The organism is Acidiphilium sp. AL (assembly GCF_025499445.1).
In the GTDB taxonomy this organism is placed as follows: Bacteria; Pseudomonadota; Alphaproteobacteria; order Acetobacterales; family Acetobacteraceae; genus Acidiphilium; species Acidiphilium iwatense.
Genome location: NZ_JAIMBZ010000016.1, coordinates 54,384 through 73,024 on the forward strand (window position 1 = coordinate 54,384; position 18,641 = coordinate 73,024).

The 18,641-nt window shown below is 65.7% G+C and carries 24 protein-coding genes, 1 tRNA gene and 1 other RNA gene; 10 read left to right on the plus strand and 16 right to left on the minus strand.

The window, feature by feature from the left end:
- Positions 1–121 precede the first annotated feature (121 nt).
- The gene (locus AiwAL_RS11075) at positions 122–559 is read left to right on the plus strand and encodes a CBS domain-containing protein (protein ID WP_235704382.1); all 438 of its coding nucleotides are present in this window, start codon (positions 122–124) and stop codon (positions 557–559) included.
- Between the two features lie 213 nt (positions 560–772).
- Positions 773–1,258, plus strand: a complete 486-nt coding sequence (locus AiwAL_RS11080; protein ID WP_235704383.1) for a hypothetical protein — start codon at positions 773–775, stop codon at positions 1,256–1,258.
- Positions 1,259–1,309: 51 nt separating this feature from the next.
- Here the strand turns inward: AiwAL_RS11080 and AiwAL_RS11085 are convergent, their stop codons facing one another.
- The 3 genes from AiwAL_RS11085 to AiwAL_RS11095 form a co-directional block, all read right to left on the minus strand.
- A complete protein-coding gene (locus AiwAL_RS11085; protein ID WP_262312693.1) occupies positions 1,310–2,008 on the minus strand; it encodes an RES family NAD+ phosphorylase in 699 nt (232 codons plus the stop codon).
- Positions 1,999–2,403 carry an MbcA/ParS/Xre antitoxin family protein gene (locus AiwAL_RS11090; protein ID WP_235704385.1) on the minus strand — a complete coding sequence of 135 codons (405 nt, stop codon included), beginning with the start codon at positions 2,401–2,403 and terminating at the stop codon, positions 1,999–2,001. The genes AiwAL_RS11085 and AiwAL_RS11090 overlap by 10 nt, the downstream gene beginning before the upstream one ends.
- Before the next feature lie 81 nt (positions 2,404–2,484).
- Positions 2,485–2,561, minus strand: a tRNA-Ile gene (locus AiwAL_RS11095).
- 145 nt (positions 2,562–2,706) lie between these two features.
- Between AiwAL_RS11095 and ppa the strand changes: the two genes are divergently transcribed.
- Both ppa and AiwAL_RS11105 read left to right on the plus strand, forming a co-directional pair.
- On the plus strand, positions 2,707–3,231 hold the full coding sequence (gene ppa / locus AiwAL_RS11100) for an inorganic diphosphatase (protein WP_235704386.1): 525 nt from the start codon (positions 2,707–2,709) through the stop codon (positions 3,229–3,231).
- Positions 3,150–3,854, plus strand: coding sequence for a DUF2459 domain-containing protein (locus AiwAL_RS11105; RefSeq protein WP_235704387.1), 705 nt, complete (start codon positions 3,150–3,152; stop codon positions 3,852–3,854). Before ppa ends, AiwAL_RS11105 begins: the two co-directional genes overlap by 82 nt.
- A gap of 5 nt (positions 3,855–3,859) precedes the next feature.
- On the opposite strand, the gene AiwAL_RS11110 is transcribed toward AiwAL_RS11105, so the two are convergent.
- The 6 genes from AiwAL_RS11110 to AiwAL_RS11135 form a co-directional block, all read right to left on the minus strand.
- A complete protein-coding gene (locus tag AiwAL_RS11110; RefSeq protein ID WP_235704388.1) occupies positions 3,860–4,378 on the minus strand; it encodes a hypothetical protein in 519 nt (172 codons plus the stop codon).
- A gap of 30 nt (positions 4,379–4,408) precedes the next feature.
- On the minus strand, positions 4,409–5,554 hold the full coding sequence (locus AiwAL_RS11115; RefSeq protein WP_235704389.1) for an aminotransferase class I/II-fold pyridoxal phosphate-dependent enzyme: 1,146 nt from the start codon (positions 5,552–5,554) through the stop codon (positions 4,409–4,411).
- 9 nt (positions 5,555–5,563) lie between these two features.
- Positions 5,564–6,142, minus strand: coding sequence for a 5-formyltetrahydrofolate cyclo-ligase (locus tag AiwAL_RS11120; protein WP_235704390.1), 579 nt, complete (start codon positions 6,140–6,142; stop codon positions 5,564–5,566).
- A gap of 10 nt (positions 6,143–6,152) precedes the next feature.
- Positions 6,153–6,312, minus strand: a non-coding RNA gene (ssrS, locus tag AiwAL_RS11125) — 6S RNA.
- Positions 6,313–6,321: 9 nt separating this feature from the next.
- Positions 6,322–6,639 carry a cell division protein ZapA gene (locus AiwAL_RS11130; RefSeq protein ID WP_235704391.1) on the minus strand — a complete coding sequence of 106 codons (318 nt, stop codon included), beginning with the start codon at positions 6,637–6,639 and terminating at the stop codon, positions 6,322–6,324.
- 1 nt (position 6,640) lies between these two features.
- Entirely contained in the window at positions 6,641–6,829 is a 189-nt protein-coding gene (locus AiwAL_RS11135) for a hypothetical protein (RefSeq protein ID WP_235704392.1), read from the minus strand.
- Positions 6,830–6,858: 29 nt separating this feature from the next.
- Here AiwAL_RS11135 and AiwAL_RS11140 point away from each other — a divergent pair, with 29 nt between their 5' ends.
- Positions 6,859–7,548 (plus strand): DedA family protein, encoded by a 690-nt coding sequence (locus AiwAL_RS11140; protein ID WP_235704393.1) that lies wholly within the window; start codon positions 6,859–6,861, stop codon positions 7,546–7,548.
- A complete protein-coding gene (locus AiwAL_RS11145; protein WP_262312694.1) occupies positions 7,545–8,399 on the plus strand; it encodes an SDR family NAD(P)-dependent oxidoreductase in 855 nt (284 codons plus the stop codon). The genes AiwAL_RS11140 and AiwAL_RS11145 overlap by 4 nt, the downstream gene beginning before the upstream one ends.
- On the opposite strand, the gene AiwAL_RS11150 is transcribed toward AiwAL_RS11145, so the two are convergent.
- The 7 genes from AiwAL_RS11150 to nth all read right to left on the minus strand — a co-directional run bounded on the left by AiwAL_RS11150 (position 8,354) and on the right by nth (position 15,666).
- Positions 8,354–8,920, minus strand: coding sequence for a methylated-DNA--[protein]-cysteine S-methyltransferase (locus AiwAL_RS11150; protein ID WP_235704395.1), 567 nt, complete (start codon positions 8,918–8,920; stop codon positions 8,354–8,356). The genes AiwAL_RS11145 and AiwAL_RS11150 overlap by 46 nt on opposite strands.
- A complete protein-coding gene (locus AiwAL_RS11155; RefSeq protein ID WP_235704396.1) occupies positions 8,862–10,400 on the minus strand; it encodes an AlkA N-terminal domain-containing protein in 1,539 nt (512 codons plus the stop codon). The genes AiwAL_RS11150 and AiwAL_RS11155 overlap by 59 nt, the downstream gene beginning before the upstream one ends.
- A gap of 61 nt (positions 10,401–10,461) precedes the next feature.
- Positions 10,462–11,388: a signal recognition particle-docking protein FtsY gene (gene ftsY, locus AiwAL_RS11160; RefSeq protein ID WP_235704397.1), complete on the minus strand. Its 927-nt coding sequence runs from the start codon at positions 11,386–11,388 to the stop codon at positions 10,462–10,464.
- A gap of 1 nt (position 11,389) precedes the next feature.
- A complete protein-coding gene (gene mtaB / locus AiwAL_RS11165) occupies positions 11,390–12,628 on the minus strand; it encodes a tRNA (N(6)-L-threonylcarbamoyladenosine(37)-C(2))-methylthiotransferase MtaB (protein ID WP_262312695.1) in 1,239 nt (412 codons plus the stop codon).
- Positions 12,625–13,461 carry a diaminopimelate epimerase gene (gene dapF, locus AiwAL_RS11170; protein ID WP_262312696.1) on the minus strand — a complete coding sequence of 279 codons (837 nt, stop codon included), beginning with the start codon at positions 13,459–13,461 and terminating at the stop codon, positions 12,625–12,627. The genes mtaB and dapF overlap by 4 nt, the downstream gene beginning before the upstream one ends.
- Before the next feature lie 43 nt (positions 13,462–13,504).
- Positions 13,505–14,977: an APC family permease gene (locus AiwAL_RS11175; RefSeq protein WP_262312697.1), complete on the minus strand. Its 1,473-nt coding sequence runs from the start codon at positions 14,975–14,977 to the stop codon at positions 13,505–13,507.
- The gene (nth, locus tag AiwAL_RS11180) at positions 14,974–15,666 is read right to left on the minus strand and encodes an endonuclease III (protein WP_408851553.1); all 693 of its coding nucleotides are present in this window, start codon (positions 15,664–15,666) and stop codon (positions 14,974–14,976) included. Before nth ends, AiwAL_RS11175 begins: the two co-directional genes overlap by 4 nt.
- An 82-nt stretch (positions 15,667–15,748) precedes the next feature.
- Here nth and AiwAL_RS11185 point away from each other — a divergent pair, with 82 nt between their 5' ends.
- From AiwAL_RS11185 to AiwAL_RS11200, 4 genes are all read left to right on the plus strand, one after another.
- Positions 15,749–16,267 (plus strand): DUF2244 domain-containing protein, encoded by a 519-nt coding sequence (locus tag AiwAL_RS11185; RefSeq protein ID WP_235704402.1) that lies wholly within the window; start codon positions 15,749–15,751, stop codon positions 16,265–16,267.
- Between the two features lie 290 nt (positions 16,268–16,557).
- Positions 16,558–17,238: a class I SAM-dependent methyltransferase gene (locus AiwAL_RS11190; protein ID WP_235704403.1), complete on the plus strand. Its 681-nt coding sequence runs from the start codon at positions 16,558–16,560 to the stop codon at positions 17,236–17,238.
- A 150-nt stretch (positions 17,239–17,388) separates the two neighbouring features.
- Positions 17,389–18,339, plus strand: a complete 951-nt coding sequence (gene coxB / locus AiwAL_RS11195) for a cytochrome c oxidase subunit II (RefSeq protein WP_262312698.1) — start codon at positions 17,389–17,391, stop codon at positions 18,337–18,339.
- Between the two features lie 25 nt (positions 18,340–18,364).
- Positions 18,365–18,641: cbb3-type cytochrome c oxidase subunit I (locus tag AiwAL_RS11200; RefSeq protein WP_408851556.1), on the plus strand; the 277-nt coding region annotated here is incomplete at its 3' end.

The window sequence follows — 18,641 nt, forward strand, 5'->3', positions numbered from 1 at the left end:
TTTGGGTCATCGATGAAGGCGGCCGTTCGACATCCGGGCCGATCGACGATTATCGCCGACCGGGATGCATGGCGCCGCATGCTCAAGGCACGCTCGACGTGCGAGATTCGGGAGAAAGGCCATGGAAACCAGGGTTTCCGCTATTCTGAAACGAAAAGGCAGCAACATCGTCACCGCCGTGCCGGATCAGAGCGTCGCGGCGTTCGCGTGTCAGCTCCATGCGCATCGGATCGGGGCAACACCCGTCGTCGATGCCGAGAACCATGTGATCGGGATGATCTCCGAGCGCGACGTGATCCGGGGAATCGTCGAGCATGGCGCCAAGGTGCTGACCATGCCGGTGCGCAGCCTGATGACCACGCTGGTCAGCACCTGCGCGATGGAAGACAGGATCGGCGACGTTCTGGACATGATCACCCGGAACCGGACCCGTCACATCCCGGTGGTCACCGATGGCAAGCTGGAAGGCATCGTCACGATCGGCGACGTGGTGGCGCAGCTTCTGGAAGAGGCGCGGTTCGAGGTGGATTCGCTGCGGACCTACATCACCTCGCCATAGGGGCGGGGGGCTGTTGTTTTTCTGTAACCGAAGGTCCGGCTGCTGCGGCGTTAGCGGCGGAGTCGCTCGTCGCGATGCTGTTATCGACTACGCAAAGACACAGCGGGCGGGTGTGCGGAAAAATGGATTTCCCAGCCAATGTTTATGAAAACTACTATCCTGCAAATTGATCTGACGACAATCCTCGTAAACGGCAGAGCAAAGGAGGGTTAAATGGCTGGAAATCCCCTTACGTGGAACGATATGATTACGATTTACGGGTGGCTCTCGGCTCTTGCAAAGCAAGAGCAGAAAACGAGATCGGCAGGGAGGATGGTCCTGGACTCAGGAAAATCAGTATTGGCGGCGCTCCATATTCCAATTGAACCTGAAAAGCAAACCCTTTCTGCACAAATTCTTGATTTGAAGCAGTTTTATAATGCAGTACAAGCATCTCAGCCAGTTTTGAATACATTACCGTCACCAACATTCAATGTTTGTAAATTAATTAATGATAAAAACACAGAGACATTAATGAAACTTGTCAGTTATGCTTTCAGACACTTACCTTCGACCGACCACAAATATCAACAAATTGAACGATATCTGCTGAACCGTAACTGGTTTGTTCAGGATATCGACAGTTTCGGCACGTGGGCTCCAGACCCAAAATGGACGCAAGATAAGCTGATTCACGGATATGGAGGGTTGCACGGTTAGCGAGCTGATTCCGCCTCATTTCGTGTTAAACGAAAAACACGGCCAAGATGATCAGCCAGCCTCTCCGTCAAGAGTTCGTTTCTCGTAAACAGCGCCGATCCGTTTTCCGTCCCAGACATAGCGGAGATGACGTTCCTGGCGGCAGTTCGAGAGCAGCCGCGGGCGGAAGGCCGCGGCGCATTCGCCGCCGTGCCGGCGCACACTGTCATAGGCGATGCCGTTCGAGCCTTGGTTTCGGAGGGCTGATGCAAGGTGCTGGCCGGCCGCGTAATCGTCGCTGAGGTAGACCAGCGGAAATTCTTCCTGCAACCCGCGCAGATCGTGCAGGCGCGCCGCGAGATCGACCAGATAGACCCGCATGTCCAGCTCCATGCGGGGCTGGTCGGTGGCGCGCATGAAGCGCGCGCAATGATATTTCGTCTCCGCGATGGCGGTATCGAGATCGTTCGCGGCGTAGAACGCGCCGAATGTTCCGTCGCTGAAGCGGCTCCCTTCGGGGTTCAGATGAGTGAAGGCGGCCATGACGATGCTCGAACCTGGACCGCTGATGCGATCCTCCGGCGGAACCAGGCGAATATCGCCGGCTTCGTCGCGCAGGCGTGGGTTGGTTAGCGATTCGATTTCGAAAACCGCGTCGAGATCGGCCGGGTTGGCCACCCGTTCGAAAAGCTGGATCGGGGGGAACCGGCTCGGGATGATCCGCCAGCCCGGCGTCCAGTCGACCGGGGTGACGGGAATGGTTACGCCCATCCGCCACGCTGCGCATCGAGATATTGCCGCACGACGAAGAGGTCGGCGACCTGGCCCGACAGCATCCGGTCGAGAGCGGATTTTCCACCGAACGGGGCGGCCAGGTTCGGGCGCTTCACCCAGTCGTCGGCCGATCGTTCATCCGGCAGCAGAATCTGAAGCGCCTTGTAGATTCCGAGAATATAGGAAATGCGTTCCAGGGTGTCTTTCGGCAGGACCGCCTCGGTGCTCTTTTTCCACTTGAAGAAGGTCGACCGGCTGGTGACGCCGAGAAGGGTCATCTGCTGATCGGCCGAAACGCGCCAGAGTTCGGCGATGCGAAAGAATGTGCGGAGCGCCGGGCCGGACAGGTTCCTGCGGTCGATCGCCAGCGCCAAATGCTTCTGGGAAGTCATGCGGTTTTCCATATTTGGACTCTAAGATAGATATAGTCCAAATATGGACTAATGCAAGTTTTTTTGGCCGGGCTGAATGATTGGTGCGCCGGGCAGGACTTGAACCCGCAACCAAACCGTTATGAGCGGTCCGCTCTAACCAGTTGAGCTACCGGCGCACTAGATAGGGTGCGCCTGGGGCCAATTGAGCTACCGGCGCACGGGCTCTGTATGGGCGAGACGCGGCTCGATTGGCAATATGCCAAGGGGCGGCTAGATAGCGCCCGATCGAAATTATCCGACGCAATTCAGGAGGTTTTTGCCATGGACATCTCGAAGCTTTCGGCAGGAAAGGCGCCGCCGGCCGATATTCAGGTGGTGATCGAGATTCCGCAGGGCTCGGCGGTGAAATACGAGGTGGACAAGGCGAGCGGGGCGGTGATGGTGGACCGGTTCCTGTTCACGCCTATGGCCTATCCGGCGGCCTACGGGTTCATTCCGGGCACGCTGGCCGATGATGGCGACCCGGCCGATGCGCTGGTGCTGACGCCGGCTTCGGTGGTGCCGGGTGCGGTGATCCGGGCACGACCGATCGGGTTGCTGCGGATGGAGGACGAGGCCGGGCAGGACGAAAAAATCGTCTGCGTGCCGCACGACAAGATCCATCCGCAATGGAGCGGCATCGGCGAGGTTGCGGAGCTGCCGGAGATTACGCGCGATGCGATCGCGCATTTCTTCACCCATTATAAGGACCTGGAGAAGGGCAAATGGGTGAAGGTGACCGGATGGGAGAACCGCGCGGCAGCGGAAGCGGCGATCACCGAAAGCCTCGCGCGCTACGGCAAATAGGTTTTTGCGCCGTTCTGGCGCTGGGCGGCTGCGCGGCACAGGCGCCGGCGCCGGCGCCGGAGGTTGCGCGGGCTAATCTGTTCGTCGTCGGGGTGGGCTGGCATACCCAGATTTTCCTGCCGGATAGCGCATTGGGAGGCGGATTGCGGGCGCTGGCGATATCGGGCGCGCGCTATGTCGGGTTCGGCTTCGCCCAGCGCGCCTATGCGATGCCCAAAAACCATGCGGCAATCGCATATGTGAAGGGGTTCTTTCAGGGGCTGGTGCCGTCGCGCGGGATCATCATCGTCACCTGGCTGCGGGCGGCGCCGGCGCTGGCCTGGGGCGCGGGGCATGTTGTGGGTCTGCACGCCTCGCACGCGGAGATAGTGCGGCTGAACCGGGTGCTGTGGGCGGATTTCGTCCATAAGGAGGGCCGGCCAGTCCGGTTGGAGCGTGGGTTCTATCCGGGCAGCGCCTTCTATGCGGCGACGCCGCGCTATGATCTGCTGTTCACCTGCAACACCTGGACGAATGCGGTGCTGCATGAAGCCGGGTTGCCGATCGGCGCCGGCGGGGTAATTTTTGCGAGCACGACGATGGATGATGTCCGGCGCCTCGCGGCACGGCAGGCGACGGAATAGGCGGATCAGTCCCAGATGCGGTGCCAGCCATGCGGGCGCCGATTGTTCGGCCGGGGGCCGATGAATCGGCGATAAGCGGCGATCCAGTCGCGCGCCACCATCGCCCGCGCGCGGTTCAACGAGAGGCGATGGCCGCAGACGAGGTGGACCATGCGGGCTTCCAGCCGGTCCTTGGCGTAGGCGCCCCATTGGCGCGGGCCGAGATAGGGTTCCGGCCAGAGATTGCGCGGGTTGGTGGGCGAGCCGCCGAGATCGAGCGGGATCAGGTGGTCTTCCTCATAGTGCCAGGGTTTCCGGTCGGTATAGCGATAGGCGCGGATTTGCGCCTTTTTCAGCGGCTCGGTGTAGGAGGCCGGCGGGCGGATGCGCGCGGTCCAGCCGCGCACGCAGATCGTGTCGCCGATGGTCGATTGGGTGACCGCCGGGTTGATGGCGCCTGGGGTGAGATCACGGTCGGGCAAGGGCGATTGGGCGCGGGCGATCAGCGGCAAGGCGAGGGCGGCGATGAGGAGCTTATGTCTCATGGCCGGATCATGGTGCTGGGACGTTAAGATTCAGGTGAGCGACGCGAGGCCGGCGCGCAGGCGATCCATCGCGCGGGCGAGTTTTTCGGGGCTCTGGGCGAAGCAGAGGCGGATATGGCCCTCGCCCGCTACCCCGAAGGCGATGCCGGGGGCGACCGCGACTTTGTGCTCCGTCACCAGTTTTCGCGCGAGACCGAGGCTGTCGGTGATGCCATCGATGCGGGCGAAGGCGTAGAAACTCGCGCGCGGAGGCTGAAACTGGACGCGGTTGAGCCCGGCAAGTCCGGCCTGCACGATGGCGCGGCCTTCGGCGCAGAAATCGCGGAACCGATCGACGAAATCCTCGCAGGCGAGGGCGGCGCGTGCGGCTTCCTGCGAATAGGGGGCGACGGTGGAATGGGTGGCTTCGGTGAGTTCGCCGATCGCGTCGCGCATCCCCTCCGGCACGACGAGCCAGCCGACGCGAAACCCGGTCATCGCCCAGGTTTTCGAGACCGAATTGGCGACGATCACGCGGTCGTTCGGGGTGGCGTGATCGAGCAGCGAAGGCGCGGCGGCCGCGCCGTCGAAAGTGAGGCGGGAATAGACCTCGTCGGAGAGCAGCCAGGTGCCGTGACGGCGGCAGAGATCGAGAATCGCGGCGATTTCGGCACGGCTCGCCATCCAGCCGGTCGGGTTGTTCGGCGAATTGAGGCAGAAGACGCGGGCGCCGGCCAGTGCCGCGTCGAGTTTCGCGAGGTCGAGACGGAAACCGCCGTCGCTGGTCGCATCAAGGCCGATCCGGGTGACGGTGGCGCCGCGCGCCAGGGCGGCGCCGGCGAGATTGGGCCATTCCGGCTCGTGGATGACCACGCGATCGCCCGCGCGCAGGATGGCGGCGAAAGCGACCGAAATCGCCGCCATGCCGGAGGCGGTGACGACGATGCGGTCCTCGGGAACCGGGGTGGCATGGAGTGCCGAGAGGTAGGCGGCGAGATCGGTTCGGAGGGTGGCGCGGCCGCGGCTGTCGACATAGCGGGTGTCGCCGGACCGGACCGCGCGGATCAGGGCTTCGATGGCGGCGGCAGGCGGGGGATGGTCGGATTCGCCGAAGGCAAGGTTTTCGATGGTGGGGTCGCCGAAGGCGATGCGCCCGATATCGCCGATTTTCGAGCGCGGGATGAGAGTGATGTCCATGCCGCGCACTTAGCCGAATCGCGGGGATTCGGCCATGGCGCGGATGAGGGCTTGCTCGGTGGCGATGGCGTGGAGCCGGACGTCGTTCGGGCCGGCGGGAACCTCGGGGATTTCCTGCGCGGCATAGGCACAGCCGAGGCGGAAGGCGTGGGGTAGTGCCGCGAGGGTGCGGTCGTAATAGCCGGCGCCGTAGCCGAGGCGATGGCCGGTGCGGTCGAAAGCGAGCAGCGGGACCAGCAGGAAATCCGGCGTCAGCGTCTCGCTGTCCGGGTGGGAGGTGCCGAAGCGGCCGGGAATCAGCCGGTCGCCCGGCTGCCAGCGCCGGAAAATCAGCGGATTGCCGCGCTTGACGGTTTCGGGCAGGCAGAGGCGGTGACCGCGCGCGTGCAGGGCGATGAGCAGGGGGCGGAGGTCGATTTCATCGCCGATCGGCCAGAAGCCGGAGACGATGGCGCCCTGCGGCGGCGGGGATTCGGCGAGGACGATGGCGGCGAGGCGCCCTCCGAGCGCGGGATCGAAGCCGGTGCGCCGCGCCATGGCTTCGGCGCGGGCGGCGGCTTTCGCGGCAGCGAGGACCGGATCAACCATGGATGGAAAGCGCGAAGCCGCCCTGGCCGTTGGCGTTGTCATCCTCCCAGAGCCTGCTTGTGCAGGTGGGCGCCGGAAGTACCGGAACCACGGTTCCGGCAGAGCCAGCTCCCTGGGAGATACTTACTGGCCCCGGGGATGCGCTTGCCTGACGCACCGGGCAGCTTCGCATGTTCAACTTAGTGTTCGGCGAGGTCCGCCGCAATCTCTTCCGCGCGCGCGGCGATGCGGCGCAGCCGTGCGCTGCGCTCGGGCGAGCCGGTGGTTTTACCGGTTCTCGCCGCGGCGAGGTCGCTTTTCATGTCGTGCAATTCGTCGGCGAGCAGGAGGCCGGCGAGCACGAGCAGCCGTGCCTCGCCCGACTGGCCGCCGATCGCCTTGATGCTGGTGATGCGCTTGTCGATCTCGGAGGCCATTTCGGCGAGATGGGCTTCCTGCCCGTCCTCGCAGCTCACCGCGTAGGAATAGCCGTTGATGCGGATCATCACTTGCGCCATTTCAGGTCTGCTCCGGGTGGTCGGCGGCCGCGAGGGCTTCGCGCAGGGTCGCGATGATCCGGTCGAGCGCGGTCGCGAGTTCCTGGCGGTCGAGATTCGGCCGCGACGGCGCCGCCGCATGAGCGGCGATGCGCGTCAGCGCGTTCTCCAGGCGGTCGAGAGTGTCGATTTCGGTTTCGGGCTCGGACATGCGATGACTATCGGAGATTTTGCGCCCGGATGGAAGCCGGGACATGGGAGAAACACTGGTTCGATGTCTCGCCGATGATTCATTTTCTGCACCACGAGCTTTCCGCCTGGATCGCCGTCTATGGCAGCGTACTGGTCGCTCTTCTGGTGATGCTGGAGAGCCTGGGTTTGCCGCTGCCGGGCGAGACCGCGCTGGTATCGGCGGCGATCTATGCTGGGACGACGCACCGGATCGACATCGTCGTGCTGATCGCGAGCGCGGCGGCGGGAGCGACGCTGGGCGGCGTGGCAGGCTACTGGATCGGGCGGCGGGCGGGGTATCCGGTGGTGCGGCGTTACGGGCCGCGCATTGGACTGACCGAGCGGCGGCTGCTCGCGGGACGGTATCTGTTCGCGCATCATGGCGGCAAGATCATCGTGTTCGGCCGGTTTTTCGCGGTGCTGCGCGCGCTGGCGGCGCTCCTGGCCGGGGTGACGATGATGGAGTGGCGGCGGTTCCTGGCGTTTCAGAGTCTCGCCTGCGTGATCTGGGCGGTGGTTTATGGCGGCGCCGCTTATGTGTTCGGAAAGCAGATCGAGCATGTCGCGGGGCCGGTTGGGATCGGCGTGACGGCGGCGGTGGTGCTGGTGCTGGTCGGCGTGATGGTGCTGGCGCACCGGCATGGCGGCCGGCTCGAACGGATCGCGGCGGCGCGGGCGCGGCGGCGCGGGATGCGATGACCGATCGACTGGTGATTGCCGGGCTGGGCTATGCCGGCGCGGCGGTCGCGGTCGCCGCGCGCGAGGCCGGGATGGATGTGGTCGCGACCGCGCGCGATCCGGCGACGCGGCGGGTGCCGGCGGGCGTCGCACTGGTTGCGTTCGATGCGGCGCAGGCGGCGATCGCGGCTGCGACGCATATTCTGGTGACGGCGGCGCCGGGCGAGGGCGGCGATCCGGTGCTGGCGCGGTATCGGGCGGCCATCGGGGCGGCGGAGCGGCTGCGCTGGATCGGCTATTGCTCGACGACCGGCGTGTATGGCGACCGGCAGGGCGGCGCGGTGGATGAGGACAGCGCGGCAGCACCCGGATCGGACCGGACGCGGCGGCGGGTCGCGGCGGAGCGGGACTGGGCGTCGTTCGGGGATTGGTGCGCGGTGGATATCATCCGGCTCGCCGGAATTTATGGGCCGGGACGATCGGCGTTCGACGATCTGCGTGCCGGCGCCGCGCGCCGGATCGACCGACCGGGGCACAAATTCAGCCGGATTCACGTGACGGATATCGCGCTTGGGGTCATGGCGGCGATGGCGGCCGCGACTTCGGGCGTGCGGGTGCTCAATTTCGCCGATGACGTGCCGGCGCCGAGTGCCGAGGTGATCGCCCACGCCGCGTCGCTGCTGGGGATCGCGCCGCCCCCGCTGGTTTCGTTCGAGGCGGCGAAACAGACTATGACGCCGATGGCGCTGTCGTTCTGGAGGGAGAACCGGGTGGTGCTGAACCGGAAAACCAAGACGGCGCTTGGGATATCCTGGCGGTATCCGAGCTATCGGGAGGGGCTGGCGGCGATACTGGCGGGTGCCGGGTCGTGATCAGTGCGGGCACCCGGTTCCGAAGATCGCAGTATCGCGGCTTCGTGACGGAGCAGCCATGACTTGCGATGGAGACCGCCGCCATAGCCGGTGAGGCGGCCATCGGCGCCGATTACCCGATGGCAGGGCACCACGATGGCGACCGGATTGGCGCCGTTGGCGAGACCAACGGCGCGGCGCGCGGCCGGAACGCCGATCCGGGCGGCGATGTCGCCATAGCTGGCGGTGCTGCCCGGCGGGATCGCACGGAGCGCCGACCAGACGCGGTGCTGGAACTCCGTGCCGGCGGTTTGCACCGCGATGGTGTCGAGTGCGGCGAGGTCGCCCGCGAAATAAGATTCTAGTTGATCGCGAGCGCCGCAGTAACCGGATGTTAAGGTATAGCCGCCATAATGACGGTGCAGCAGGCGGTGCATCCGGTCCTGGTAATCCTCGAAATCGAGGGCGCGGAGCGCGGTGCCGTCAGAGACGAGCAGGATTGTCCCGAGCGGGGAGGCGATGCGGTCGAGCAGGAGGTTCATGGCGGGTTTCCGGTGGGGATGCGGCGGCGGATGCCCAGAGATGGAGGGCGGCGTAGGCGCGCCAGGGGCGCCAGGCCTCGGCGCGGGCGAGAAGTTCGGCGGCGGTCGGGCGGCCCGATCGGGTCGCGAGGGCGCGGCGGAGGCCGATATCGGATTCGGGAAACGCATCCGGTTCGCGCAGCGCGCGCATCGCGATGTAATGCGCGGTCCAGGCGCCGATGCCGGGGAGGGTTTGCAGCGTGGCGATCGCGTCGTCGAGCGAGCGGCCCGGCTCGAACAGCGCGGGGTTTCGAAGGGCGGCTTCGGCAAGCGCCGCGAGGGCGGCGGCGCGGGCGCGCGGCATGCGGAGACTTGTCGCGAGATCCACGCCGGCCAGGCGTTCGGGTGGCGGAAAGGCGAAGCGAAGATTGGCGCGGTCGGGGTGATCGGTCGGTGGCGGGAGCGGAGCGCCGAAAGCGGCGACGAGTTTACCGGCGAGTTTGGTTGCGGCGGTGACGGTGATCTGCTGGCCGAGAATCGCGCGCACGGCGAGTTCGAAACCGTCCCAGGCGCCGGGAACCCGCAGGCCGGGATGGGCGGCGACGCGTGGCGCCATCAGCGCGTCTTCCGAGAGATGCGCGCCGATCAGGACAGGATCGGCGCCGAGATCGAAGATGCGGCGGATGCGCTCGACGATGACCGGCAGGGCGGTGATGGCGGGGAAATTTATCGTGGCGGTCAGGGCGTTGGTCTGCGCGGATGGGCTGACCGCGATGGTGCCGGTCGCGCCATCGAGGGTGATGGTGCGCGCGTAGCGATCGGGGCGGACGGATTCGACGCCTGGGATGGCGCGGGCCGCGAGGAAGCCGATCATCGCCGGCCAATCGTAGGGTCGTTTGAACGGCAGGTTGAGGGTGATCGCGGTGCCGATTGCCGAAGCTGTTTTTGCTCTGCGAAAGCTGCCGGGCCCGCGCCCGAACAGGTGCAGAAACGTGTCGTTGAAGCGGCGCACGCTGCCGAAACCGGCGGCAAGGGCGATTTCGGCCATGGGCAAGGACGTTTCGCCGATCAGGCGTTTCGCGAAATTGACACGGCGGGCCGCCGCGATCGCCTTGGGCGAGGCGCCGAGATGCTGACGAAACAGGCGGCGAAGCTGGCGGCCGCCGACGCCGAGGCGCTCGGCCAGGGTTTCGACATCACCTTGGTTCAATGCGCCGCCGGCGATGAGCGCCATGGCGCGCGAGACGGTGTTCCAGGTGCCGTGCCAGGCGCCGAGTTCGGGCGAGGTTTCCGGCCGGCAGCGCAGACACGGGCGGAAACCGGCGGCCTGTGCTGCGGCGGCGCTCGGCATGAAGATGACATTTTCCGGCTTGGGCGGCGTGGCCGGGCAGATCGGGCGGCAATAGATTCCGGTGGTGCGGACCGCGATGAAGAACCGCCCGTCGAAGCGCGCGTCGCGGGTGAGAAGGGCGCGGTAGCAGAGATCGCGATCGAGATGCATGACGGCATCATGGCACGCGGCGCGAAAGCGGTCTCGCCATTTTCGGACATGATGGATAGCGTCAGTCGGTGGTCGCTCCGGTGAGGGCGCGGGCGAACTCAGTGGCGTCGAACGGGCGGAGATCGGCCGCCCCTTCGCCGACGCCGACCGCATGGACCGGCAGCGAAAAGGCTTCGGCGAGGGCGACGACCACCCCGGCGCGGGCGGAGCCGTCGAGCTTGGTGACGATCAGGCCGGTGAGATCGACCATGTCCTTGAAGGTCTTGACCTGGGCGAGGGCGTTCTGGCCGGTGGTGGCGTCGAGCGTCAGCAGAACCGCATGGGGCGCGGTTTCGTCGCGCTTGCGGATGACGCGGATGATTTTGCGAAGTTCCTCCATCAGGGCGGCTTTGTTGTGCAGGCGGCCGGCGGTGTCGATGAGGAGGATGTCGGTTCCGTCGCGTTCCGCGCGGGCAAGGGCGTCGAAGGCGAGGCCGGCGGGATCGGCGGCGGGCGCGCCGGTGACGACTGGAGCGCGCGTGCGTTCGCCCCAGATTTGCAGTTGCTCGACGGCGGCGGCGCGGAACGTATCGCCGGCGACCAGCATCGGTTTCAGGCCGGCTTCCACATACGATTGGGCGAGTTTGCCGATGGTGGTGGTCTTGCCGGTACCATTGACGCCGACCATCAGGATGACGAAGGGTTTCCTGCTCCGGTCGATGGCGAGCGGTTTGGCGACAGGTGTTAGGATTTCGGCGATTTCTTCCGCGAGAGAGGTGCGGATTTCAGGATCGGTGACATCCTTGCCGAAACGGGTGCGGCGGAAGGCCTTGATGACGCGCGCGGCGACGGCGGGGCCGAGATCGGCGGCGATCAGGAGTTCTTCGAGTTCTTCCAGTGCCTCGTCGTCGAGTTTGCGCTTGGTGAACGTGTCGGCGATGCCGGTGGTGAGTTTCTGCGTGCTGCGGGACAGCCCGGCCTTGAGGCGCGAGAAGAATCCAAGAGCCATGTCAGATTTTTGCCCCCGCGATCAGGCCGGATGCGTCGGCGCGGGCGACGCGGCAGGTGACGATTTGCCCTGGTGTGACCGGTTCGGTGAAGCGCACGGGCGAAAAATCCTCGGCATGACCACGGGATTCGGATTCGGCGAGGATGGCGATGGTGGTGTCGATCGCCGCCTGGAACCGTGCGGCGGCGCGGCGTTGACCCGCATCGCGCAAACGCGCCGCACGCGCGCGCCGTTCGGCCATGGGCAGGGCAGGAATGCGCGCGGCGGGGGTTTTGTTGCGCGCGCTGTAGGGAAAGACGTGGAGGAAATCGAGGCCGGCTTCGTCGATCAGGCTCAGCGTGTCTGCGAACATCGTGTCATCTTCGGTGGGAAAACCGGCGATGAGGTCGGCGCCGAGCGCGATATCGGGGCGGAGCGCGCGGGCGCGGGCGGCGGCTTCGATGACGTGATGGCGGAGATGGCGGCGCTTCATGCGTTTGAGGATCAGGTCCGAGCCGGCTTGCGCGGAAAGATGCAGATGCGGCATCAGGCGCGGCTCCTCGGCGATCATCCGCCAGAGATCGTCGTCGATTTCGGCGGGATCGATCGAGGACAGGCGCAGGCGCGGCAGTTCGGGCACGGCGGCGAGCAGACGGCGCACCAATTGGCCAAGTTTGGGTGTGCCCGGCAGGTCGGCGCCGTAGGAGGTGAGATCGACGCCGGTGAGCACCACTTCCGCGAAGCCGTTGGCGGCGAGGGCGCGGACCTGATCGGCAACGGCGCCCATCGGGATCGAGCGGGACGGGCCGCGTCCATAAGGGATGATGCAGAAGGTGCAGCGGTGGTCGCAGCCTTGCTGCACCTCGATAAAGGCGCGCGCGCGGGTGCCGAACCCGTCGATCAGGTGGGATGCGGTCTGGCGGACCTGCATGATGTCGGCGACCAGAAGGGGGGAAGCGGATGTCCAGGCGGCTTGGTCGAGTTTTTCGACATTGCCGAGGACACGGGTGACGCCGGGGATCTTGGACCAGGGGGCGGGATCGATCTGCGCGGCGCAGCCGGTGACGATGATGTCGGCGCCGGGATTGGCGCGATGGGCGCGGCGGACCGCCTGACGGGCCTGGCGCTCGGCCTCGGCAGTGACCGCGCAGGTATTGACGATGACGGCGTTGTCGATGCCGGCGGCTTCGGCGTGGCCGCGCATCACCTCGCTCTCGAAGGCGTTGAGCCGGCATCCGAAGGTGAGAATGTCGAGAGTCATGCCGGTAGCAGTTCAGGCGAGAGATGACCTTCGAATACGGTGGCGACCGGGCCTTCCATCAGGACGTGGCCGTCGGTTTCGCGCCAGGTGATGGTGAGGATGCCGCCATCCATCTCGATCTCGGCGCGGCGGGATGCGAGGCCACGGCGATGCGCGTTGACCAGCGCGGCGCAGGCGCCGGAACCGCAGGCGAGGGTGAGACCGGCGCCGCGTTCCCAGACACGCAGGCGGATACGATCTGGCGCTTCGATTTTCGCGAAGCCGATATTGGCGCGCTCGGGGAAAATCCGCGCGAGTTCCAGGGCGGGGCCGATGGTTGCGAGGGGCAGGTTTTTCAGATCGTCGACGAAGAAGGTGGCATGGGGATTACCCATCGAGCAGGCGGCGGGATTTTCCACCGGCCCCATGGCGAGGCGGAGAAAAAGCGTGTCCATCGGTTCGGAAAGTGGGATTTCATCCCAGTCCAGGCGCGGCTTGCCCATGTCGACCTCGACCACATTCGGACCCTTGATGACGGCGGGAAGCGGTCCGGCATTGGTGCGGATGGTGAGCGAGCGGGTGCCGGTTTCGGCGGCGAGCAGGGCGGCGACGCAGCGCGTCGCGTTGCCGCAGGCACCGGATTCCGAGCCGTCGGCATTCAGGATGCGCATGAAGGCGTCGGCGGTATCGTCGGGCTCGATCAGGATGATCTGGTCGCAGCCGACGCCGATGCGGCGGTCGGCCAGGCGGGTGGCCTGGGCCTGGGTGAGCGCGAGGGCATGGGTGCGGGTATCGAGCACGACGAAGTCGTTGCCCGCGCCGTGCATCTTCACGAAGGAAAGGCCGGTCCGCATGGTGGATCGTATATGGCGTCGGGGTACGATGCGAAAGGGGCGGTCATTCGAGGGGGAGGGTTGCGGTGGCGATGGACAGGGTTGGGTTGGCGAGTTTGGCGCGGAGATAGAGTGCGGCGCCGATGGCGGCCATGACGGCGCCCTGGAATAGGGGCTGCACGTAGATCGGCGCGTGCGGAAGGACGATCACCGAGCGGATCAGAGTGACGGTGACGATGATCGAGAGAATGGCGACCGGGGTGACGAGGGGGTTGGTGCGGAAGGGTTGCGCCCACGAGGTGGCCGCGAAGCGCGGGTTGAGACGCAAATTCAGGGCGGCAACGGCAACGGCGAGCCAGACGAGGAGAATGGTGATCGAGCGGTCCACCACGCCGAAGGCCCAGCCGATATAGGTGGCTTGAAGCAGAAACAGCGAGGCGAGGATGGCGGTGAGGGTGAGGGCGGCGACCGGCGCGCGGCGGCGCGAGGTGTTGACGAAGATGGCGGGGATCAGCCCGTCTTCCGCCCAGGCGAACACCATGCGGGAGGTGACGACCATCTGCGGCGCCAGGGTCTTGCCGACGATCAGGGCGATGACGAGGCCGAGGGCGGCGGCGAGCGCGTGCGGCGCGACGAGGCCGATGATGCCGGGTGCGGTGACCAGCGCGGCGTGTTTGCCGTGGATCAGCGCGGCTGCTGCCCACCAGGGCACGGCGTGGAACAGGGCGGCGGCAACCAGGGTGAACAGAACCACCGAGGCGATCCAGGCGAGCACGATGCCGCGCGGCATGGTGGTGCTGGCGTCCCGTGTTTCGCCGGAGAGCGCGGGGGCGGCGGATAATCCGCCATAGGCGAAGATGAACAGGGTGCAGACCGCGAGGAAGGCGTGCGGGCTGAACGGCATCGGGTGGATGGGGGCGGCGATGGCGATGCCGGTGCGGGACACGGCGGCGCGGATGAAATCGGCCGGGGCGGTGGAAAATCCGACGATGCAGACGGCGAGTGCGGCAAGGGCGACGAGGATGAGAAGCAGGGTGACGAAGCGGCCGTAGTCGCGCACGCCGGCGACGTGGACGGAATAGACGATCCAGATCGCGGCGAGGCCGATGAGGACGTGGCCCGGTCTGGTGAGGATGGTATGGCCCGCCGGGATGCCGGCCGAGATCAGGGCGTTACCGAGGAAGGTGCCGAAGGCGAAGGCGATGAAGCCCATCGCGGCGGTGATGCTCGCCCACCAGACGAAATGCAGGATGAAGCCGAGCGGCAGGTTCAGCGCGCGCACGGTCCAGACATAGGAGGAGCCGGCGCGCGGCATGGCCCGCGAGAAGCGGGCATAGAGATCGACCTTGAGAAAGATGACGATGCCGGTGACGAACATGGCAAGCGGCACGAGATCGCCGATGGCGGGATAGACGCCGATGCTCTGGGTGACCACGAAATTGATTCCGGCGCCGTATTCCTGGGTGACGGCGGAGGCGACGATGGCGATGAGGCCGAGGGATTTCGCCAGCCGGTAGTTCTGTGCGGTCTCGGTCATGGTACCTGCCCTTGGGTGATCGGCGGTTGGGTTTTCGGGGTAAAAACGCACCATTCGGCGCCCGGACAGCGCCAGCATTCGGGTTTGCGCGCTTTGCAGAGGTAGCGGCCGTGCAGGATCAGCCAGTGATGCGCGGGACGCAGCATGTCCTTGGGGATGCGGGCGATCAAGCCGTCTTCCACCTGCCGGACGGTTTTGCCGGGGGCGATTCCGGTGCGGTTGCCGAGGCGGAAGATGTGGGTATCGACCGCCATGGTCGGATGACCGAAGATTTCGTTGAGCACCACATTGGCGGTTTTGCGGCCGACGCCGGGCAGGGCTTCGAGAGCGTCACGGTCGGGCGGCACGTCGCCGCCGTGGCGCTGGATCAGGAGATGGGACAGGGCGGCGAGGTTTTTCGCCTTGGCCTGCCAAAGGCCGATGGAGCGGATGTGCCGGGCGATGCCGTCGGCGCCGAGTTTGGCCATCGAATCCGGGTCGGAGGCTTCGGCGAACAGCGATGGTGTGGCTTTGTTGACCGCGGCGTCGGTGGCCTGGGCGGAGAGAACGACCGCGACCAGGAGGGTGAAGGGGGTCGAATAGACCAGTTCGGTACGCGGGGTGGGGTTGCCGGCGCTGATCGCGCGAAGGAAGGGCGCGATATCCGCGCGTTTCATCCGTTTCGGCTGTTTCGTTCCGGTATCGCTCATTCCGTGGTTGTGCGGACCGGCGGGGCTATTGGCAAGGGATGTTTTCCCTTGCGGAGCGGCGATCGGGAGCAAAAATAGGATCATGGCCGAGACGATCGAGCACGCCATCGCCGCGCCGCCGATTTTCCAGGCGGTGCTGACGCCGTATCGGAGCATGGGCCGGCGCGGCATGTTCGTCGTGTTCGGGCTGATGGCGGCGGGATCGCTGCTGGTGACCAGCCTGATGTATGTGCTCGGCGCGTTTCCGGTGATCGGGTTCAACGGCGCCGATCTGATCCTGGCGATCACGCTCTACGCGATGAATATGCGGGCGGCGCGGGCCTCCGAGGTGATTCTGCTGACCAATGATGGATTGACGATCACCCGGACGACGCCGCGCGGGCGGCGCAGCGTGGTGACGATGGCGCCGGCGTGGCTGCGGGTGCAGATCGAGGAGAATGCCGGAAGCAACCCGATCGTCACCATCGTGAACCGGGATGCGCGGCATATCGTGGGGGCCGATCTGGGCGAGGCGGAGCGGCGCGATCTGGCCGAGGCGCTGCGCGGGGCCTTCGCGCGGCTGCACTCGCCGCGGTTTGATAATGTGCAGACGCGAGAATAGATTTCGTACTTCCCGTTCCGTGATGCCGGAGCGCTGGATTGCTCGTGTGATGGGGTTGCCCTGATTTGATCGAAGGGATCGTATTGTGGGGCGCGGCCGAAGCAATGACGGTCGTGGGACCGGGATTTTGTCCGGGAGTGCGCAGCGTTCTGCCGGCGATTTGTGGGTTACCTCTTGCGTCCGGCGGCATCGTCCCCCACAACGGCTGAGTGCCCACGCGCTCGTGAGGGCATATCTGCCATAACGGATACGGCCATCGGGCAGGCCGGCCTCGGGGGACCGACGCGTTCATGAGCGAGACCTACAAGACGGCTCAGGCCGAAACCCGGACATCGCATGGCAGCCTCGACGCCGATGCGGTGCGTGCGGCCTATCGCCGCTGGGCCGGCATCTACGATGCGGCGTTCGGCGCGATCTCGGCACCCGCGCGGCGTGCCGCAGTGGCGGCGGTCAATGCGGCGCCGGGCGATGCGGTGCTGGAGGTGGGCGTCGGCACCGGGCTCGCGCTGCCGCTGTATCAGCGCGCGAAGCGGATTACCGGCATCGATCTTTCCGCCGAAATGCTCGACCGCGCCCATGCGCGGGTGCGCAGGCAGGGGTTGTCCCATGTCGAGCAACTGCTCGAACTCGATGCCGAGGATACCGGGTTCGAGGATGGCCGATTCGACATCGCGGTGGCGATGTTCGTCGCCTCGGTGGTGCCGCATCCGCGCGCGCTGGCGCGGGAACTCAGGCGCGTGGTGCGGCCGGGCGGCACCATTCTGTTCGTCAATCATTTCGCCATGGAGTCCGGGCCGGTGGCCTGGATCGAACGGGCGATGGCGCCGGCGTCGCGCGCGCTGGGCTGGCACCCGGATTTCACCATCGACCGGCTGCTGCCGCCCGAGGAGGCGCAGGGTCTGGCGGTCGAGAAAATGCGCCCGCTCGGCCTGTTCCGCCTGGTTTCCCTGGTGAACCACCGGGCGGACTGACCGGCCCGGCCAGTCGCGCATTCGCGCCTTGATCGGGCGGCGAGCCTGTTATATCGGTGTTTTGGAATACGCGTGTCCCCCGTGTAATGATCCGGCCGCGCGGACCCTGACCACGATCACACGGAAAACGACACGGAAGCGGCGATATTGATGAAGCGATCTCATGGGTTTTTGATTTTCGGCCTTGGTGCGGCGGCGCTCGTCGCGGCGGCGCATCCGGCACTCGCCGCCGAATTTCCGAAGAACAGCGCCGGGTTTCCGATCCATGCGCCGCGCCCGTGGGAGTGGTGGTTCCAGCCGGCGGCGAGCCCGATCCAGAAGGCCATCGACTGGATGATGCAGTTCGTGCTGTGGATCATGTTCGGCGTGGTCGCGCTGGTCGGCGTGCTGCTCGGCATCGTGATGGTGCGGTTCCACGCCTCCCGGCACCCGGTGCCGACCACCACCACGCACAATACGGTGATCGAGGTGCTGTGGACGGTGGTGCCCGCGCTGCTGCTGATCGTGATTTTCGTGCCCTCGCTCAACATGATCTATCAGCAATCCAACTATAAGCACCGCTACATGACGGTGCGGGTGATCGGCCATCAATGGTTCTGGGAATACGACTATCTCGGCGCCAAGGGAGTCGATTTCACCTCCTACGCGATTCCGCCGAACCAGTTGAAGCCGGGCGAGATCCGCCAGCTTTCCGCCGACCATCCGCTGGTGCTGCCGGCCGGCAAGAAAGTGGTGTTCCAGATCACCAGCAAGGATGTGCTGCACAGTTTCTTCATCCCCTCGCTCGGTGTGCAGCGCTATGCGATTCCCGGCCAGATCTGGCACCAGTGGACTCAAATCGACGCACCGGGGGTTTATTATGGCGAATGCAACCAGATTTGCGGCATGAACCACGACGACATGCCGATCGAGGTCGTCGCGCTGCCGATGAAGCAGTTCCAGGCTTGGCTCGCCGAGGCCAAGAAGGACGCGGCGCAAGGCAACGTGCCGAAGGTGCATAAATATGAAGTGCTGGCGGAGCAGGCGGCAAAGGCGAAGGCCGCCGCGCGGCCGGGGGTGACGCTCGCGAGCGCTGCCGCGCCGCCGTCCGTTACCCATTAATCATCGTGCCTAGGAGAATATGACCATGTCCACCGCCGCCTCGCACGATCACGCCCACGCCGCCCATGCGCATGACGCCCATTATCCGGGGTTCGTCCGCCGCTGGCTGATGAGCACGAACCACAAGGATATCGGCACGCTCTACATCACCTGGGCGATCATCGCCGGGATCGAAGGCGGGGTGCTGTCGGAAATCATGCGGATGCAGTTGATGCATCCGAACAACACGCTGATCACCTCGGGCCAGACCTGGAACGCGATCGTCACCGCGCACGGGCTGCTGATGATCTTCTTCATGGTGA

Bases quoted from the DNA above. Each gene is read 5' to 3' on its own strand.
- AiwAL_RS11080 (WP_235704383.1), top strand. From the start codon at position 773: ATGGCTGGAAATCCCCTTACGTGGAACGATATGATTACGATTTACGGG.
- AiwAL_RS11175 (WP_262312697.1), bottom strand. From the start codon at position 14,977: ATGACCGAGACCGCACAGAACTACCGGCTGGCGAAATCCCTCGGCCTC.
- AiwAL_RS11075 (WP_235704382.1), top strand. From the start codon at position 122: ATGGAAACCAGGGTTTCCGCTATTCTGAAACGAAAAGGCAGCAACATC.
- AiwAL_RS11105 (WP_235704387.1), top strand. From the start codon at position 3,150: ATGGGTGAAGGTGACCGGATGGGAGAACCGCGCGGCAGCGGAAGCGGC.
- AiwAL_RS11145 (WP_262312694.1), top strand. From the start codon at position 7,545: ATGACCGATCGACTGGTGATTGCCGGGCTGGGCTATGCCGGCGCGGCG.
- AiwAL_RS11130 (WP_235704391.1), bottom strand. From the start codon at position 6,639: ATGGCGCAAGTGATGATCCGCATCAACGGCTATTCCTACGCGGTGAGC.
- AiwAL_RS11090 (WP_235704385.1), bottom strand. From the start codon at position 2,403: ATGACTTCCCAGAAGCATTTGGCGCTGGCGATCGACCGCAGGAACCTG.
- AiwAL_RS11185 (WP_235704402.1), top strand. From the start codon at position 15,749: ATGGCCGAGACGATCGAGCACGCCATCGCCGCGCCGCCGATTTTCCAG.
- dapF (WP_262312696.1), bottom strand. From the start codon at position 13,461: ATGCGGACCGGCCTTTCCTTCGTGAAGATGCACGGCGCGGGCAACGAC.
- AiwAL_RS11115 (WP_235704389.1), bottom strand. From the start codon at position 5,554: ATGGACATCACTCTCATCCCGCGCTCGAAAATCGGCGATATCGGGCGC.
- AiwAL_RS11120 (WP_235704390.1), bottom strand. From the start codon at position 6,142: ATGGTTGATCCGGTCCTCGCTGCCGCGAAAGCCGCCGCCCGCGCCGAA.
- AiwAL_RS11085 (WP_262312693.1), bottom strand. From the start codon at position 2,008: ATGGGCGTAACCATTCCCGTCACCCCGGTCGACTGGACGCCGGGCTGG.
- AiwAL_RS11140 (WP_235704393.1), top strand. From the start codon at position 6,859: ATGGAAGCCGGGACATGGGAGAAACACTGGTTCGATGTCTCGCCGATG.
- nth (WP_408851553.1), bottom strand. From the start codon at position 15,666: ATGAGCGATACCGGAACGAAACAGCCGAAACGGATGAAACGCGCGGAT.
- AiwAL_RS11150 (WP_235704395.1), bottom strand. From the start codon at position 8,920: ATGAACCTCCTGCTCGACCGCATCGCCTCCCCGCTCGGGACAATCCTG.
- AiwAL_RS11155 (WP_235704396.1), bottom strand. From the start codon at position 10,400: ATGCATCTCGATCGCGATCTCTGCTACCGCGCCCTTCTCACCCGCGAC.
- ppa (WP_235704386.1), top strand. From the start codon at position 2,707: ATGGACATCTCGAAGCTTTCGGCAGGAAAGGCGCCGCCGGCCGATATT.
- ftsY (WP_235704397.1), bottom strand. From the start codon at position 11,388: ATGGCTCTTGGATTCTTCTCGCGCCTCAAGGCCGGGCTGTCCCGCAGC.
- coxB (WP_262312698.1), top strand. From the start codon at position 17,389: ATGAAGCGATCTCATGGGTTTTTGATTTTCGGCCTTGGTGCGGCGGCG.
- AiwAL_RS11190 (WP_235704403.1), top strand. From the start codon at position 16,558: ATGAGCGAGACCTACAAGACGGCTCAGGCCGAAACCCGGACATCGCAT.
- mtaB (WP_262312695.1), bottom strand. From the start codon at position 12,628: ATGACTCTCGACATTCTCACCTTCGGATGCCGGCTCAACGCCTTCGAG.
- AiwAL_RS11135 (WP_235704392.1), bottom strand. From the start codon at position 6,829: ATGTCCGAGCCCGAAACCGAAATCGACACTCTCGACCGCCTGGAGAAC.
- AiwAL_RS11110 (WP_235704388.1), bottom strand. From the start codon at position 4,378: ATGAGACATAAGCTCCTCATCGCCGCCCTCGCCTTGCCGCTGATCGCC.